The organism is Cupriavidus oxalaticus (genome assembly GCF_038900635.1).
GTDB classification, from domain to species: Bacteria; Pseudomonadota; Gammaproteobacteria; order Burkholderiales; family Burkholderiaceae; genus Cupriavidus; species Cupriavidus oxalaticus_B.
In genome coordinates, this window is record NZ_JAYMRX010000030.1 from 1 (window position 1) to 14,074 (window position 14,074).

Sequence of the window (14,074 nt, forward strand, 5' to 3'; positions counted from 1 at the left end):
GCCAGTGTAGCGGAAGAGTCGCTCGATAGAGGGCTCAGTCTCTTATAACAATCAGATCTATAGATTCGAATATATATAACTGGAAGGCTTATGATAGGAAATCGGCCTTATCTTGGTCAGACCCGTACGCAGCCAGGGTGCGTCGAATGCGCCCGAGGATGCCGCGCGACGACTGTCCCAGCACCCGCTCGTCCCCCAAATACAGCGCCACGGCGTTCCGGGTCGACAGCCCGGCGTGCCAGGCGCGCAGCGCGCGGAGCGAGACGGCATCGGGGAAGCCAGATGGAGGTGCCGGATTGTGGGCGTCGGCAGACGAGGTACCAAGAGTGAGACCGGATTTCATCCGTGCCAGTTTAGCGCAGCAATCATGCTATTAAGATAAGAAAAGTTATCTTAATAGCGTGATCGGCAGCACAGTATCGGCCACGGCCTGGTCACCAAAGCCGACGCGACCCAGCTGGAGCGCGCAGCTCGCGGGAGAAGTTGCGCCAACTATCCGCGGAGAGGGCTACCCGCGCGCACCAAAAGCCTTTCGTATCCTAGACCGTTAGCGCATCGGATGAACTGAATTGGGCGCGCCGCTCGCGTCAGTGGTCCTCCCGACCAGAAGCCACGTATGCATGTCACCAATGCCCTTTGCTGCAATCAAACCGCGCTCTTCAAGCAGGAATGAAGTCCCAAGCTGCTGCCGCGTGGCTTCCGTGACCTGAACGCGACCGACTACGCCGTGGGATTCCATCCGGCTGGCGATGTTCACGGTATCGCCCCACAGGTCATAGATGAACTTTCTCCTCCCGATCACGCCGGCTACGACAGCACCGCTGTGGATGCCAACTCGCAACTGCAGGTTGTAGCCGCTTCGCGCATTGAACCGGCTCAGCGACTCGATCATGTCCAAGGCCATAAGGGCGGCCCGCACCGCGTGGTCTGCCGCAGGGACGGGCAGTCCGGCGGCTGCCATGTACGCATCACCGATGGTCTTGATCTTTTCGAGCCCCCGGTTGTCTGCAATATTGTCAAAGTCGGCAAATATCTCGTTCAGCACCGCCACCAGTCGTTCAGGACTCATGCTGGGGGAGAAACGGGTGAATTGAACGATGTCTGCAAACAACACCGATACTTCCTGGAATTTGTCGGCGATGATTTCTGGTGGACCGGTGGCGATGAGATCGGCACGCAGCTTCAAACGTTGGGCAATGGGGGCGGGCAGCAGGTTGAGCAACAGTCGCTCGGTCATCTGCTGCTCGCAAATGAGCTTCTCATAGAGTTGCCTGAGCTCATCACTCTGGCGAACGATCGTCTCACGGCTCGCTTCCAGTTCGCGCACCTTCTGCTCAAGCGCTTTGCCGTATTTCAACGACTCCTCGTGCAGCAGACGCACTTCGAGCATATTTCGAACCCGCGTCAGTACCTCTGCCAGGTCAAACGGCTTGCTGACGAAGTCTTTCGCACCTGCTTGCAGTGCGCGCACTTTGTGATCGGGCTGGGCGGTGATGACGATCACCGGAAGGTAGCTGTCCGCCTGGATTTCCCTCAGCTTCCCCATGACTCCGAAACCGTCCATGCCGGGCATCTGCAGATCAAGCAGGATGAGGTCATAGTGGTTCCTGCTGTGAAGCTCGCAAACCATGCGCGGATCCATGGTCGACGCAACGCATACATAGCCGGCCCCGCGCAGCATCTGCTCGAGGAGCAGGACATTGGCCTCCAGATCGTCAACGACCAGGATCTTCGCTGCCAGAATGTCCGATGCGCTGATCATGGCTTCATGGACTCCGATCCGTCCCTCCTTGGGGCTGTTCCAATGCAGCGTTCAGTGCGTCGATGAATTCATTGAGCTTGATTGGCTTGGTGAGGTAGCGAAAGAATCCTGCCGTGATGCCCTTCTCGATGTCGCGCGGCATCGCATTGGCACTGAGGGCGATGACTGGAATCCGCGCCGTCTTCGGATCTTCGCGCAGGAGTCGCAGTGCTTCGATGCCGTTGATGTCGGGTAGATGGATATCCATCAGGATCAGATCCGGCAGCGACGTGCGTGCGAGTTCGAAGCCGAGCGTCCCGGTGACCGCGGTCAGCAGACGCACATCGGGCCGGCGCGAAAGAAGTTGTTCAACGAGCTTCAGGTTGGCGGGGTTGTCTTCGACATACAACAGGGTATGCATCGACGAGTTACCCTCCGATTGCGGCTGGGCCGGTACCGCTGGCTCTGCGCTCTCACCAGTCATTTCCGGCGCGCGTGCAACGGGGAGTTCGACCCAGAATATGCTGCCCACGCCAACCGTACTTTCGAAGCCAATGGCTCCTCCCATCAGTTCGGCCAGCCGCTTGGCGACAACGAGGCCAATGCCCGTGCCCTCCACCGGGCCGGCCTCGTACCCAAGCCGGTTGAACGGCTGAAATAATTGCGCCAGCCGATCCGGTGCCAGTCCCGGGCCGGTGTCGCGCACGCTGACGCGAACGCGATCCCCCATCGTCACTTGCACCTCGACTGTTCCCTGGTCTCGGTTGTACTTGATGGCATTGGAAACCAGGTTAAGCAGAATCTGCTTCAGGCGGGTCCTGTCAGCACGGACAAAGCACGGTGAGTCGAGCAAGGGAAATCGCATGCGGACCGCGCGCTTCAACGCCTGTTGCTCAAGCATCGCGTGACATTCGCGCAAGATGTCGACGACCGATACCGGCTCCGGGGACAGCGACGCCTGTCCAGCCTCTATCTTGGCCAGATCAAGCACCTCATTGATCAATTCCAGCAAATGCCATCCTGCTTTGAGGATCTGGTCGATGCTGGCCTGCTGCGATGGGGAGGGCGGCGGAGACTCGGAGGACATCAACTGCGCGAAGCCAAGAATGGCGTTCAAGGGATTTCGCAACTCATGGCTCATGCTTGAGAGGAACTCCGACTTTGCGCGGTTGGCGCTCTCAGCCCCTGCTTGCGCCTGCTTCTGTTCTTCGATGTCAGTGCAGGATGCCAGCCACTTCACGATATTCCCGTCGGCGTCCTTGAGGGGCGCACCGCGCTCGAGGTGCCATCGATAGGCACCATCGGATGCCCTTCTCAGACGGTATTCAATCTCGTACTCACACCCGCTCGCAACGGCCTCCGGCCATCGGTCGACCTTTTCCAGATCTTCAGGGTGTATGGCCGTTCGCCACGCGCCGGCCTGGGTCTGCTCGAGGCTCAGTCCGGTATAGCTTGCCCATCGCTGGTTGCAGTAATCAAACCAGCCATCCGGATTGGCGGTCAACACCATGTGCGGTATGCCGTCCGCGAGCCATCGGAAGTGCCGTTCGCCCTCCCGAAGGTCGGGCATCAAGGAACGATCCTTTGCTGATCGGTCGGAACGCTGCTTGCGCATGATTCATCACCTGCAGCCGTCGGGACAAAGGCAGGGACCCTATGAGAGGTCAGGCTGCCCGCGACAGGCTGAAGTCGGCATAACTAAAAGGGCACTAACCAGAATACGCTTTGCCACTGCCGGTTCAAGGTAACAAGCGGGACGATCTCTTAAGTCGGATCACGGGTCGACAGTACGTCACCTTCTTGTGGTTGGGAGATGTGCCTTGAGCCGATCTGTGCGCCGGCAAGAGCGGTCCCTGATCAGTTGTCGTTGGCGGCCACGCTATACGTGCGCAGCACGTTGATGCGGCTCAGCATGTCGTTCGTAAAATTCAGGAACCGCTCGCGTACGCGTCCGGACAGGGTGACAGGTTCCATCAGGATGGCGCTCAAGGGGTCCTGCGGCACGTCATTGAAGCGAAACTCGTAATGCAAATGCGGTCCGGTCGCCCAGCCGGTCTGCCCGACGTATCCGATCAATTGCCCCTGCGTGACGCTCTGACCAGGCCGGATGTCAGCATGTCCTGCCAAGTGCGCGTAATAAGTCGAGAAGCCTCCCGGATGCCTCAGGGTGACGATATTGCCGTAGCCGGTCTGCTCGCCGACAAAGTCGACTGTCCCGTTGGCGGTGGCGAAGACCCTGGTCCCGGTGGGGGCGGCAAAGTCGACTCCCTTGTGCTGGACCCACTGATGGTGCAGGGGGTGATTGCGCCAGCCGAAGCCCGACGACATGCGCGAGAACTCGACCGGTGAACGGAGGAACGGGCGCTTCATGCTGCGGCCGTCGAACGTGTAATAGTCCCCGGCATTGCTGCCGTCGGCGGCATACCACAAGGCCTGGTAAATCTGGCTGCGGTTGATGAGTTCGACCGCGACCACGCGGCCATTGCGTACCAAGGTTCCGTCACGGAACCCGGCTTCGTAGACAATGCGAAAGCGATCGCCGGCGAAGATATCGTGTTGGAAATCGATCACGCCCGAGAAGATGGAGACCATCTGCCGGACGATCTCGTCGGGCACGTTGGCAGCGTCCATGGTCGTGAAGAACCCCTTCGCCGCGACAATGCCGGAACGCATCTCATAGCGCAGTTCATTCCTGACCGTGTGGACCTCCGCCTTGTAAGCGGGCTCGTCGGGGTCGTCGCCGGCTCTCCCAATCACCAGCTCCTTCGAGGCGGACACGTTGCCGCCCAGGGTCGCATGTAACGAGACCAGCAAGTTGTCCTGATCGGCCTCGACCCGGACAACCTGCCCCGGCTCAAGATAGAAGAGGTTGCGTGCTACAGCGTTGCCGCGGATAAACCGCTGCGCGTCGGGATCGTCTACGCCGAGCCGCTTGAGCAGCGAGGCGATGGTGTCGCCTCGCTGCATGGGCTCCTCCCGGATGTATGTGGCAGGTACCTCAGTCAGACTGGCAAGCTGATCGTGCAGCTCGGGCTGGCCCAGGCTTACCTGGAGGCGAGGCGCCTTGCGATCATCGTAGGCGCTGTGCGGAGTCATGGCCATGGCAGCAGCCATGCAAAGCATGAGGGCAGTCGCCACGCTCGCCACCAACTGCGTTCGATACTCCCAATGTCGCGAATGAGCCGGATCGCCATATGCCACCGGCTTTCGCAAGAATCGTCCGCGGAGTCGGGCCACGTCGCGCTCGCAGCGCGGATGGCTTTCCTCATTCGCCGCTTGTGCCTCGAGCTGGACATTTTGCCAACTCCCCCGGCCTTCCTCGATCTTGCTCATTGCGCGCCCTCCTCTGCCCGGAGCCCCACTCTCCGGATTCAGATACCTGCTGTCACAGGGGCTAGCGCCGGAAAGCACCTTCTCCAGCAAAAAAGCCCCCACCTTGCGGTGGGGGTGGGCCATTTGCAGCACCGAGCGGAGATCTCATCTCTACTACTTCACTGCCACTTACCGCCGACCGAGCACAGCATGACGTAACGCCGCTTTGCCGTGCCCGTCGGTCCCTCACCAAAGAAACGGACCACTCAACATCAAGCCGTGGCCTTGGCCGTGTCCTCGACCACCTTCTTGGCATCGCCGAAGACCATCATGGTCTTGTCCATGTAGAACAGTTCGTTGTCCAGGCCCGCGTAGCCGGCCGCCATCGAACGCTTGTCTGCCACCTCTGATGCTTCTGTGCCTAACGGCCCAGACCAGCCCGCTCAACGCCTTTGATCAGCCCTTGAGCGCGCCAAGCGCCTCATCCAGCATCTTCTTGGCATCGCCGAACAACATGCGGTTGTTCTCCTTGTAGAACAGCGGGTTATCCACGCCTGCATAGCCCGAGGCCATCGAGCGCTTCATCACGATCGAATGCCTGGCCTTCCAGACCTCGAGCACCGGCATGCCGGCGATGGGACTGGCCGGGTCCTCGGCGGCGCTGGGGTTCACGATGTCATTGGCGCCGATGACCATGGCCACATCGGCATCCGGGAAGTCCTCGTTGATCTCGTCCATCTCCATCACGATGTCGTAGGGCACCTTGGCTTCGGCTAGCAGCACGTTCATATGTCCGGGCATTCGGCCGGCCACCGGGTGGATGGCAAAACGTACATCCACGCCCTTGTCGCGCAGGGCTCTGGTGATCTCGTACACGGTGTGCTGGGCCTGGGCCACGGCCATGCCGTAGCCGGGCACGATGATCACGCTCTTGGCCTCGCGCAGCATCTCGGCAGTCTCCTGGGCGCTCACGGACACCACCTCGCCTTGCGGTTCCGCGGCCTCGCCCCCTCCAGCAGGCCTGTTGACCGGGGCGCCTGAGCCGAAGCCGCCGGCGATCACGCTGATGAAGTTGCGGTTCATCGCGTTGCACATGATGTACGACAGGATCGCGCCCGATGAGCCCACGAGCGCACCAGTGACGATCAGCAGGTCGTTGTTCAGCATGAAGCCCGTGGCCGCGGCAGCCCAGCCCGAGTAGCTGTTGAGCATGGACACCACCACCGGCATGTCGGCGCCGCCGATGGCCATGACCATGTGCACGCCGAACACCAGCGCGATCCCCGTCATCACCATCAGCGGCGTCATGCCGGCTTTCACATCGGGGGCGCAAAGAAACGCATGGCCGAACCAGATCACCATCAGCAGCGCAATCAGGTTGAGCCAGTGGCGCGCAGGCAGCAAAAGCGGCTTGCCGCCGATGCGGCCGGCGAGCTTGCCGAAGGCGATCAGCGAGCCCGAGAAGGTGATCGCGCCGATCAGGATGCCGACGTAGATCTCCACCTCATGGATGATCTTCTCTGCCCCCTGAAACTGCACCGAGGTGTCGACATAGCTGGCAAAGCCCACCAGGCAGGCCGCCAGGCCCACCAGGCTGTGCATGAGCGCGACCAGCTCAGGCATCTGGGTCATCTTCACGATCTTGGCGGCATACAGGCCGATGCCGCCGCCGATGACCAGCGCAACGACGATCCATGCAATGCCCGAGGCGCTGACGCGCGGGCCGAATACCGTGGCCAGCACGGCCAGCGTCATGCCAACCATGCCGAGCAGGTTGCCGCGACGCGAGGTTTCAGGGTTGGACAGGCCACCGAGGCTGAGGATGAAGAGAATGGCGGCGCCGAGATACGCCACCGTGGCGAGACTTTGGGACATGATCGTCTTTCCTTGTGCTACTTGCTTCTTATTTGCGGAACATGGCAAGCATGCGGCGTGTCACGGCAAAGCCGCCAAACATGTTGACGCCCGTAAGCACCAGCGCGGAAAAGGCCAGCCAGCGGATCAGCCCGTCGGGCCTGCCGTCCATGCCGGCTTCCGGAGCCGCGATCTGCACCAGCGCGCCAATGGCGATGATGCTGGAGATGGCGTTGGTGACGCTCATCAGCGGCGTGTGAAGGGCTGGCGTGACGTTCCACACCACCATGTAGCCGATGAAGCAGGCCAGCACGAACACCGTGAAGTGGCCCAGGAAAGCCGCAGGCGCAAAGGCACCGATGCACGAGAACAGCACGGCCGCGACGGCGAAGGTGATGGTGAGCGCCTTGGCGGACATAGGCGCTCCGCTGCCATGGCCGTGACCCGATTTCTTCTCGGGCACGGGGGCAGCCGCTGCCTTGGGCACCGGCGCAGGAGCGGCCTTGAGCGGCGGGGCCGGCCAGGTGATGGCGCCGTCCTTGATCACGGTAAGGCCGCGGATCGCGTCGTCCTCCATGTTGATGACCGCATGGCCGTCCTTGGCCTTGCACAGTTCCTCGGTCAGGCGCAGCAAATTGGTCGCGTACAGCGTGGACGATTGCCTGGCCAGGCGCGATGGCAGGTCGGTGTAGCCGATGATGGTCACGCCATGGCGCACCACGGCTTCGCCAGGCACGGTCAACTCGCAGTTGCCGCCTTGCTCGGCCGCCATGTCCACGATCACGCTGCCGGGCTTCATGCTCTGCACCATCTCGGCGGTAATGAGGCTGGGCGCTGGCTTGCCGGGGATCAGCGCGGTGGTGATGATGATGTCCGCGTCTTTGGCCTGCTGGGCATACATGCGCCGCTGCGCGGCCTGGAAGCCTTCGCTCATGACCTTGGCGTAGCCGCCACCGCCCGAGCCGTCTTCCTCGTAGTCGACCTTGACGAACTCGCCGCCCAGCGACCTGACCTGGTCGGCCACCTCGGCACGCGTGTCGTTGGCCCGCACGATGGCGCCCAGGCTGGCCGCCGTGCCAATGGCGGCCAGCCCCGCCACGCCGGCGCCGGCGATGAAGACCTTGGCCGGAGGCACCTTCCCCGCGGCCGTGATCTGGCCGTTGAAGTAGCCGCCGAAGGCGTTGGCGGCTTCGGTGACGGCACGGTAGCCGCTGACGCCGGCGGTGGAGGTCAGCGCATCCATCTTCTGCGCGCGCGAGAGCGTGCGCGGCAGGCAGTCGATGGCCAGCACCGTGGCGTTCTTCGCGGCGAGCTGCTGCATCAGCTCGGGGTTCTGGGCAGGCCAGATGAAGTCGATCAGCGTGCCGCCTTCGCGCATCAGCGCCACTTCGTCACTGCTGGGCGGGCGTACCTTGAGCACGATGTCGGACGCGGCCCAGAGCTGCGCGGCGCCGCCGATGATCTCGGCCCCGGCCGCACGGTAAGCGTCGTCGCTGAAGTTGGCGGCTTCGCCGGCGCCGGCTTCGACCGCCACCTTGAAGCCAAGCTTGATGAGTTTTTCCACCACATCGGGCACCGTGGCGACACGTTTTTCGCCGGGAAAGGTTTCCCGCGGCACGCCGATGCGCTGCGGAGCCAAACTCAGATTGGGCTGCATCAATGATTTCCTGGACTTGGGTATTCAATAGGGGACACCGCAGAGTGCCGTCCCTACATGAGAGGCGTTTGTCAGCTCGCGCGCTCTGGAGAGAAAGACTGGGGGCGTAGGAACATGAAGTCACCCCTCCTCCCCGCAGTACAACGTCTGATACATCCTCGACAGCAACAACGCGCTCATTGCCTAAATATGCGCATGCGCGACAACGCTCCGGAACTCCGCCACGCGCATGTCGCGCTCACTTCAGCGCAACAAATCAAGCCGCTTCAGTCAGTTGTCTGCCCGGAAGATCGTCGGTTGGACATTGGTGAAGTTCGGCACATCGCCGACCACCTCGGCTGTTCTGGCAGAAGACAGCGCGGCATTGATTCCAGCCTGATCGCTGAAACGCAGTACGGTTACGCATGCAAAGGGCTGCGGACCCGATACCGGAAACAGAACCTCCGCCGACTGCAGGCCAAACTCGCCCCATGCAGCGCGGACAAGCGAGGCATGGGTCGAAAGATAGTACTCACGATCAAATGTCACATCGTCGACTGCGGGATAGCTCACGACTAAAGTAGCCATATTCCACTCTCCTGTATGAAATTCTAAATGTATTTAGGCGATCGTGGAACTGGCCCGCATCGATGCCTTTCAGTCAACCTGGGCAAGGAAACTGCCCATCGAACCTGTGATGTTTCTCTGCCCACGCTCCAATGCACAGTAGGCGTAATAAATTTGCGCATTCAAATAAGACCACGTACACAGTGCAAGCGCGAAGAAATTGAACACAACGTTTGTCTCCTCTCCAGGTATCTTATAAAAATCGTAAATACCAGCAATAATCAAAGAAGTAACCAAAGCCAGCGCCAAGGCCACGGCACTGAAAACCTCACCAACATCCAGCAGCCTCTTAGTGAAATAGGCCAGGTAGATCGAAAAAATAATCCACATCACCAAATACAGATAGGGGAGAATGTTTGCGATGAAACTCACCATAACCAGCACGAACGCCCCAGCAAACGAGGCTGCAAATACCACAACATCCAAGCGAATCGACGGCTTATAGTTGTGCGTGATGCTCATCAGACCAGCTACCACGATAATAGGAAAGCCAAATGCCCTGGAAAAGGCGTCAAAAAAATGTGATATTTCATACGAAACCGTTGATCCTGTGGCAAAGAATCCAATGGCATTCGTCGCAGAAACGCAGACAATCAACAGTTCCATCCCAAGCAGATAGTTGCGTTTCTTCATTAACTTCAAGCCATAGGTTCCCGCGGTCAGCGCCAATAGCGCGCTGGAACAAACAAGAACTAAAGATCTAAGGTCCATTATTAAGCTCCCAACATAAATTTATCGTTACTCATCAATTCCCCCTCGGATCAAGACTCGCAAGGTAGTTGGCAATCGCCCTGCGGTCTTCCGGAGAGGCGCTTGTCGCAATGCTTTTCATCATGCCGCTGGGCTCGCTGCGTGCGCCGGACGCAAACGCGTCGAACTGCTCCAGGATATAGTCGTAACCTTGGCCGGCCAGACGCGGAAACTGGTCATGCCCCATCAACTGAGCACCGTGGCATGCCGCACAGTTCCCGCCCACCACCAGTTGCTGTCCCTTCCCGCGCAATTGCGCATCTGGCTTGAAATAGTGGTTTGCGATGGGCGCCACCTTGGAGAAGTAGTCCGCCAGGTCCTTGACCTGCGCATCCCCCATCGTCATCGACAACGGCCCCATGTTCGGACTGCGCCGCGCGCCGCTCGCAAAATTGTGGAGCTGCGTTTCCAGATAGGCGGCAGGCTGCCCGGCCAGGCTGGGATAGCCCTGATGGAGCGAATTGCCTTTGACGCCATGGCACATGAAGCAGGTGTCGTTCACGTGCGGCCATGGGCCGCCATCAGTCTCGTACGCCTTGGCAGACGCGTCGATAAAGCGATCCAGGCGATAGAGATCGAGCTGATCCGGACCAAGGACGACGAGCGCCACAGCAGCAGTGATGGCGGCAACGCTAATCATCACAACGAGTTTCTTCATGTCCGTCCCCTTATGCTCGACGCAGTGCATTGAGCACCTGAAGAGACGCTTGGTGGCCGGAGCGCACCGCGCCGTCCATGTACCCGGCCCAGATTTCTGCGGTCTCGGTGCCCGACCAGATCAGGTTGCCGCACGGCGGGCGCAACGCTTCGCCATGGGCGCTCCAGAAGCCTGGCGGGATGGCGGAGATACAAGTGATCGTCCAGGGGTCCACCTTGCTCCAGTCATGATCGTGATAGGCCACCGGCGACAGGGCTTCACGGCCCCATGCGCGGGCGTAGAGTTCGGTCAGCATTGTCTTTGCTGCCTCCGGCTCCGACGGAAGCTGTGCAATCACAACGAAGGCGTTGATGACCCCGATTTCTCCGCCCGGAGGCGAGTTGTCGAACGCCCAGATCACAGGCCCACCGGCCCCGAAGATGTGTCCATTCAAGCCCTTGTCACGCCAGAATGGACGGCGATAGACCATGGCCGTCTTGCGCGCGGGTGAATGCGCCGGCCATGCACGCTGCAAGGCGGCGCGCTTCTCCGGCAGTGGCGGGTTGAACTGCACCTGTTGGCACAAGGCCGGATGGATGGCCATGATGACTTTGCGGGCACGCACTTCGCCATGATCCGTATGCAGCGTGACGATATCGCGGTCCCAACCGGAAATCTGGCGCACCGGCGTCGACAGGCGCACTTTGTCGCCCAGCTGCTGCGCCATTTTGATGCTGAGGATTTGCGACCCGCCGATGAACCGGGTTTCCTGCGCGCTGTGCTTGATGCTGTCGAGCTGCGTGTAGTCGCAGTCCGCCGAGTTGATCATCGAGAGGAAATGCAAGAGTCCCATCTTGGCCGGCGCTGCGCCGCCAGAAAGGCCGATGCTTGCGTTCCAACCGGCCTGGTCTTCGGGCTTGATGTTCTGTTTCTCCAGCCAGTCACCGACGGAGAGCTTGTCCAGCTCACCGACTTTCGGAGATTTCCAAGGGGCGCCCGAAGGCACGTCACGCGACAGCTTGCTGAGTTTTCCGCTGACTGCCTCGTCCGTGCCGAACGTCCCCTTCAGATCGATTTCCACCCGGCCATTGCCGCCCAGTATGATCGTCTTGCCGTCGTAGTAGCTTGGGAACGTACCGACCTCCAATTGGCGGGCGAGATCCGCCACGGCGGTCTGACCGGGGCCGATCCACTGGCCGCCGACTTCAGAAACGTAGCCGCCGTCGATGTTGTAGTTGAGCGTCCGCCCGCCTACCCGATCTCGCGCTTCCAAGACCACGAAGGAGGTGCAGCCAGCCAACTGCAGGTCGTGCGCGGCCGTCAACCCGGCCAGTCCCGCGCCGATGATGGCGACGTCAAGAATGCCACCCGAGTTCGGCGCCGTATTGGCGGCCCCGGCATTTGCCGAGCCGACGCTGATGGCGAGACCGCCTACGGCAGCCGAGGCGCCCGCGTATTTGAGCCATTGCCTACGCTGCAGGTTGGCCGGAGTATCGGAAGGAGGTTTCTCTGCCATAGTGTTTCTGTTGCTGCTGTGAACGTGGAGCCGCTGCCGTGTGTCATGGCGCGTCAATAGCGAACCAACGTGCCGCCTCCGCTGATGCTTCGCTGCCTGACGACCCGACCCCAGACCAAAGCGTCAACGGATACGGCGGCGATGCGATGGGAAGCGGTGTGCGATGCACTGTCCGGGGCGGTCGCCATCGCCTGTCCGCCTCTATTCCCTTGTCCACCCGTTCTGATAGAGCCTTCCAGCGAGCACGCCCAGGCGCGTCGTGAGGAGATAGTTCTCGCCGTCTTCGATCAACGCGGAGCGAACGTCGCGGAACAGTTTCTCGATCGGATACTCGCGAGTGGTGCCATTGCCGCCGAAGAGCTGGAATGCCTCATGCGAGATCTTCATCGCCTCTTCAGTCACGCTGACCTTGGCCTGAGCAGTCGCGTAAGGGTGGCTTTGCGGCGACATCCGGGCAAACGCCAGGCTGCGTCGGGCGATCGCACGCGCCATCTCCAGCCGGCGCAACATGTCGCCCACGCGCAATTGCGTCATCTGGTGTTCCATGAGAAGCGCCCCACCCTGCCTGCGCTCGTGGCAATAAGCCAGTGCGAGTTCGAACGCTGCGCGCGCCACGCCCACGAAAACCTGACACATGTGCGTTCCTGCGTACGACCACGTCGAGGCCAGGTTGCCGAGATAATCGTCCTTCAGCGCAACGGCGAAGCGCTTCGGCACTTTGACGTTATCGAAGAAGATCTCGCCCTGCGGCAGCGAGCGCTGGCCGATCTTGTCAAGCGGCTTGCCGCGCGAGATTCCTGGCAAGTCCAGTGGAATGATCAACCCGACGCCGTTCGTGTACGCACCGTTTTCCCCGGTTCCGTAAAAGCCGTCGCCGTAATCCGCCGCCATGTAGGCGAGCGCGACTTGCGCAACCGACCCGTTCGAGACCCATGACGAGTACTGCCCGTTGACGACAATTTCGTCGGCGCTGATCTTCGCCGTGACATTGCCCAACGACTGCTTTCCGTTCGCGCTGATCTCCTCGCGATAGAGGATCGCGCTGTCGCCGCCGCCCCGGTCGGGCTGCGTGTTCGCCCAGCAACCAATCTTGCCGGTACACATGTCGACCAGTTCCTGATTGCCGACCGACTGAGCCATCATCAACGGCGCTGTCGCAACGCCAAGGGAAACGGCCAAGCCGGCATCGCCCCAGCCAAGTTCTTCGCCGATGATCGATTCGATTCGGACGGCCATCTCCGGCGGAAACTGCGCGATCAACTGCGGATCGAGCCCGAGCTTTGCGCTCTCAACCATCGCCGTCCAGTACGGGGACCCCGCAGCGATGACCTCCTCAGGCGTCATGCGGTCGAGTTCCTTGCCGATCGGACGCAACACGTCGCGCGCGAAGCGGTGAACGGTGCTCTGGATCGCACTTTCCTCTTCGCTCAACGGTGTCTCGAAACCACTCATCCCGACCAATGGCAACGCAACTGACTTGTGCAGACGAATCATTTCGATGCTCCTCCTGTCCTGGATCTATACCCAACGGATTGCTGAGTGCCAGCCGTTTTCGTTAAATGCTTTAAATAGTGATTGAATTCTTCAGGCGTTTAGTCACATCCACATCAGCGCTCAGTTGACCTACTATATGCACCTTACTGACCCAATGATAGCGCCGCACTGACCTACAATCAAGACAATAAGGGGAAGGGAAAACACTGACTGGCGCGACAATACTTCCCACAAGGGCTGGGATTCGCGAAGAATCCGCCACATTTCCGCTAACCGCAGATTCAAGATCATTGGATCGGGCGGCGGCGCGCGCCGCTGCAGGTCCAGCAGGTAGTCCCCGAGCGGCTTGCGCGCCAACTACCGGACGTTGTCGAGGATGACCATGTTGGCAACCAACTGGTTGTGCTTGATCCCCTTGCGCAGCTCATGCGCCGCAGGTTCTCGGCAATGGTCCCGTTGCAGCGGAACTTCAGCGATGTTGGTTTAACGGCTCAATTGTTCCTCGCG

The 14,074-nt window shown here is 60.6% G+C and carries 11 protein-coding genes and 2 pseudogenes; all 13 read right to left on the reverse strand.

Annotated elements, in window-relative coordinates; translation table 11 throughout:
- Nucleotides 1-100: 100 nt before the first annotated feature.
- Nucleotides 101-343, reverse strand: a pseudogene (locus VSR71_RS30610) (integrase); the annotation flags it as partial.
- Nucleotides 344-547: 204 nt separating this feature from the next.
- On the reverse strand, nt 548-1,762 hold the full coding sequence (locus VSR71_RS30615) for an adenylate/guanylate cyclase domain-containing protein (RefSeq protein WP_342917315.1): 1,215 nt from the start codon (nt 1,760-1,762) through the stop codon (nt 548-550).
- Between the two features lie 4 nt (nt 1,763-1,766).
- Complete coding sequence (locus VSR71_RS30620) at nt 1,767-3,356, reverse strand: hybrid sensor histidine kinase/response regulator (RefSeq protein ID WP_342917316.1); 1,590 nt, start codon at nt 3,354-3,356, stop codon at nt 1,767-1,769.
- Nucleotides 3,357-3,598: 242 nt separating this feature from the next.
- Nucleotides 3,599-5,074, reverse strand: coding sequence for a M23 family metallopeptidase (locus VSR71_RS30625; protein ID WP_342917317.1), 1,476 nt, complete (start codon nt 5,072-5,074; stop codon nt 3,599-3,601).
- A 251-nt stretch (nt 5,075-5,325) separates the two neighbouring features.
- Nucleotides 5,326-5,457, reverse strand: a complete 132-nt coding sequence (locus tag VSR71_RS30630; RefSeq protein WP_342917318.1) for an NAD(P)(+) transhydrogenase (Re/Si-specific) subunit beta — start codon at nt 5,455-5,457, stop codon at nt 5,326-5,328.
- Nucleotides 5,458-5,509: 52 nt separating this feature from the next.
- Nucleotides 5,510-6,928 (reverse strand): Re/Si-specific NAD(P)(+) transhydrogenase subunit beta, encoded by a 1,419-nt coding sequence (pntB, locus tag VSR71_RS30635; protein WP_342917319.1) that lies wholly within the window; start codon nt 6,926-6,928, stop codon nt 5,510-5,512.
- Nucleotides 6,929-6,956: 28 nt separating this feature from the next.
- Nucleotides 6,957-8,564, reverse strand: a complete 1,608-nt coding sequence (locus VSR71_RS30640) for a Re/Si-specific NAD(P)(+) transhydrogenase subunit alpha (RefSeq protein WP_342917320.1) — start codon at nt 8,562-8,564, stop codon at nt 6,957-6,959.
- A 270-nt stretch (nt 8,565-8,834) separates the two neighbouring features.
- Entirely contained in the window at nt 8,835-9,131 is a 297-nt protein-coding gene (locus VSR71_RS30645) for an EthD family reductase (protein ID WP_342917321.1), read from the reverse strand.
- A gap of 69 nt (nt 9,132-9,200) precedes the next feature.
- Nucleotides 9,201-9,881, reverse strand: a complete 681-nt coding sequence (locus VSR71_RS30650; protein WP_342917322.1) for a hypothetical protein — start codon at nt 9,879-9,881, stop codon at nt 9,201-9,203.
- Between the two features lie 34 nt (nt 9,882-9,915).
- The gene (locus VSR71_RS30655) at nt 9,916-10,578 is read right to left on the reverse strand and encodes a c-type cytochrome (RefSeq protein ID WP_342917323.1); all 663 of its coding nucleotides are present in this window, start codon (nt 10,576-10,578) and stop codon (nt 9,916-9,918) included.
- A 10-nt stretch (nt 10,579-10,588) separates the two neighbouring features.
- Nucleotides 10,589-12,073, reverse strand: a complete 1,485-nt coding sequence (locus VSR71_RS30660; protein WP_342917324.1) for a flavin monoamine oxidase family protein — start codon at nt 12,071-12,073, stop codon at nt 10,589-10,591.
- Between the two features lie 201 nt (nt 12,074-12,274).
- Entirely contained in the window at nt 12,275-13,567 is a 1,293-nt protein-coding gene (locus VSR71_RS30665) for an acyl-CoA dehydrogenase (RefSeq protein ID WP_342917325.1), read from the reverse strand.
- Between the two features lie 132 nt (nt 13,568-13,699).
- A pseudogene (locus VSR71_RS35410) lies at nt 13,700-14,016 on the reverse strand (hypothetical protein); the annotation flags it as partial.
- Nucleotides 14,017-14,074 lie beyond the last annotated feature (58 nt).

Bases quoted from the DNA above. Each gene is read 5' to 3' on its own strand.
- VSR71_RS30665 (WP_342917325.1), bottom strand. From the start codon at position 13,567: ATGATTCGTCTGCACAAGTCAGTTGCGTTGCCATTGGTCGGGATGAGT.
- VSR71_RS30625 (WP_342917317.1), bottom strand. From the start codon at position 5,074: ATGAGCAAGATCGAGGAAGGCCGGGGGAGTTGGCAAAATGTCCAGCTC.
- VSR71_RS30645 (WP_342917321.1), bottom strand. From the start codon at position 9,131: ATGGCTACTTTAGTCGTGAGCTATCCCGCAGTCGACGATGTGACATTT.
- VSR71_RS30640 (WP_342917320.1), bottom strand. From the start codon at position 8,564: ATGCAGCCCAATCTGAGTTTGGCTCCGCAGCGCATCGGCGTGCCGCGG.
- pntB (WP_342917319.1), bottom strand. From the start codon at position 6,928: ATGTCCCAAAGTCTCGCCACGGTGGCGTATCTCGGCGCCGCCATTCTC.
- VSR71_RS30620 (WP_342917316.1), bottom strand. From the start codon at position 3,356: ATGCGCAAGCAGCGTTCCGACCGATCAGCAAAGGATCGTTCCTTGATG.
- VSR71_RS30655 (WP_342917323.1), bottom strand. From the start codon at position 10,578: ATGAAGAAACTCGTTGTGATGATTAGCGTTGCCGCCATCACTGCTGCT.
- VSR71_RS30650 (WP_342917322.1), bottom strand. From the start codon at position 9,881: ATGGACCTTAGATCTTTAGTTCTTGTTTGTTCCAGCGCGCTATTGGCG.
- VSR71_RS30615 (WP_342917315.1), bottom strand. From the start codon at position 1,762: ATGATCAGCGCATCGGACATTCTGGCAGCGAAGATCCTGGTCGTTGAC.
- VSR71_RS30660 (WP_342917324.1), bottom strand. From the start codon at position 12,073: ATGGCAGAGAAACCTCCTTCCGATACTCCGGCCAACCTGCAGCGTAGG.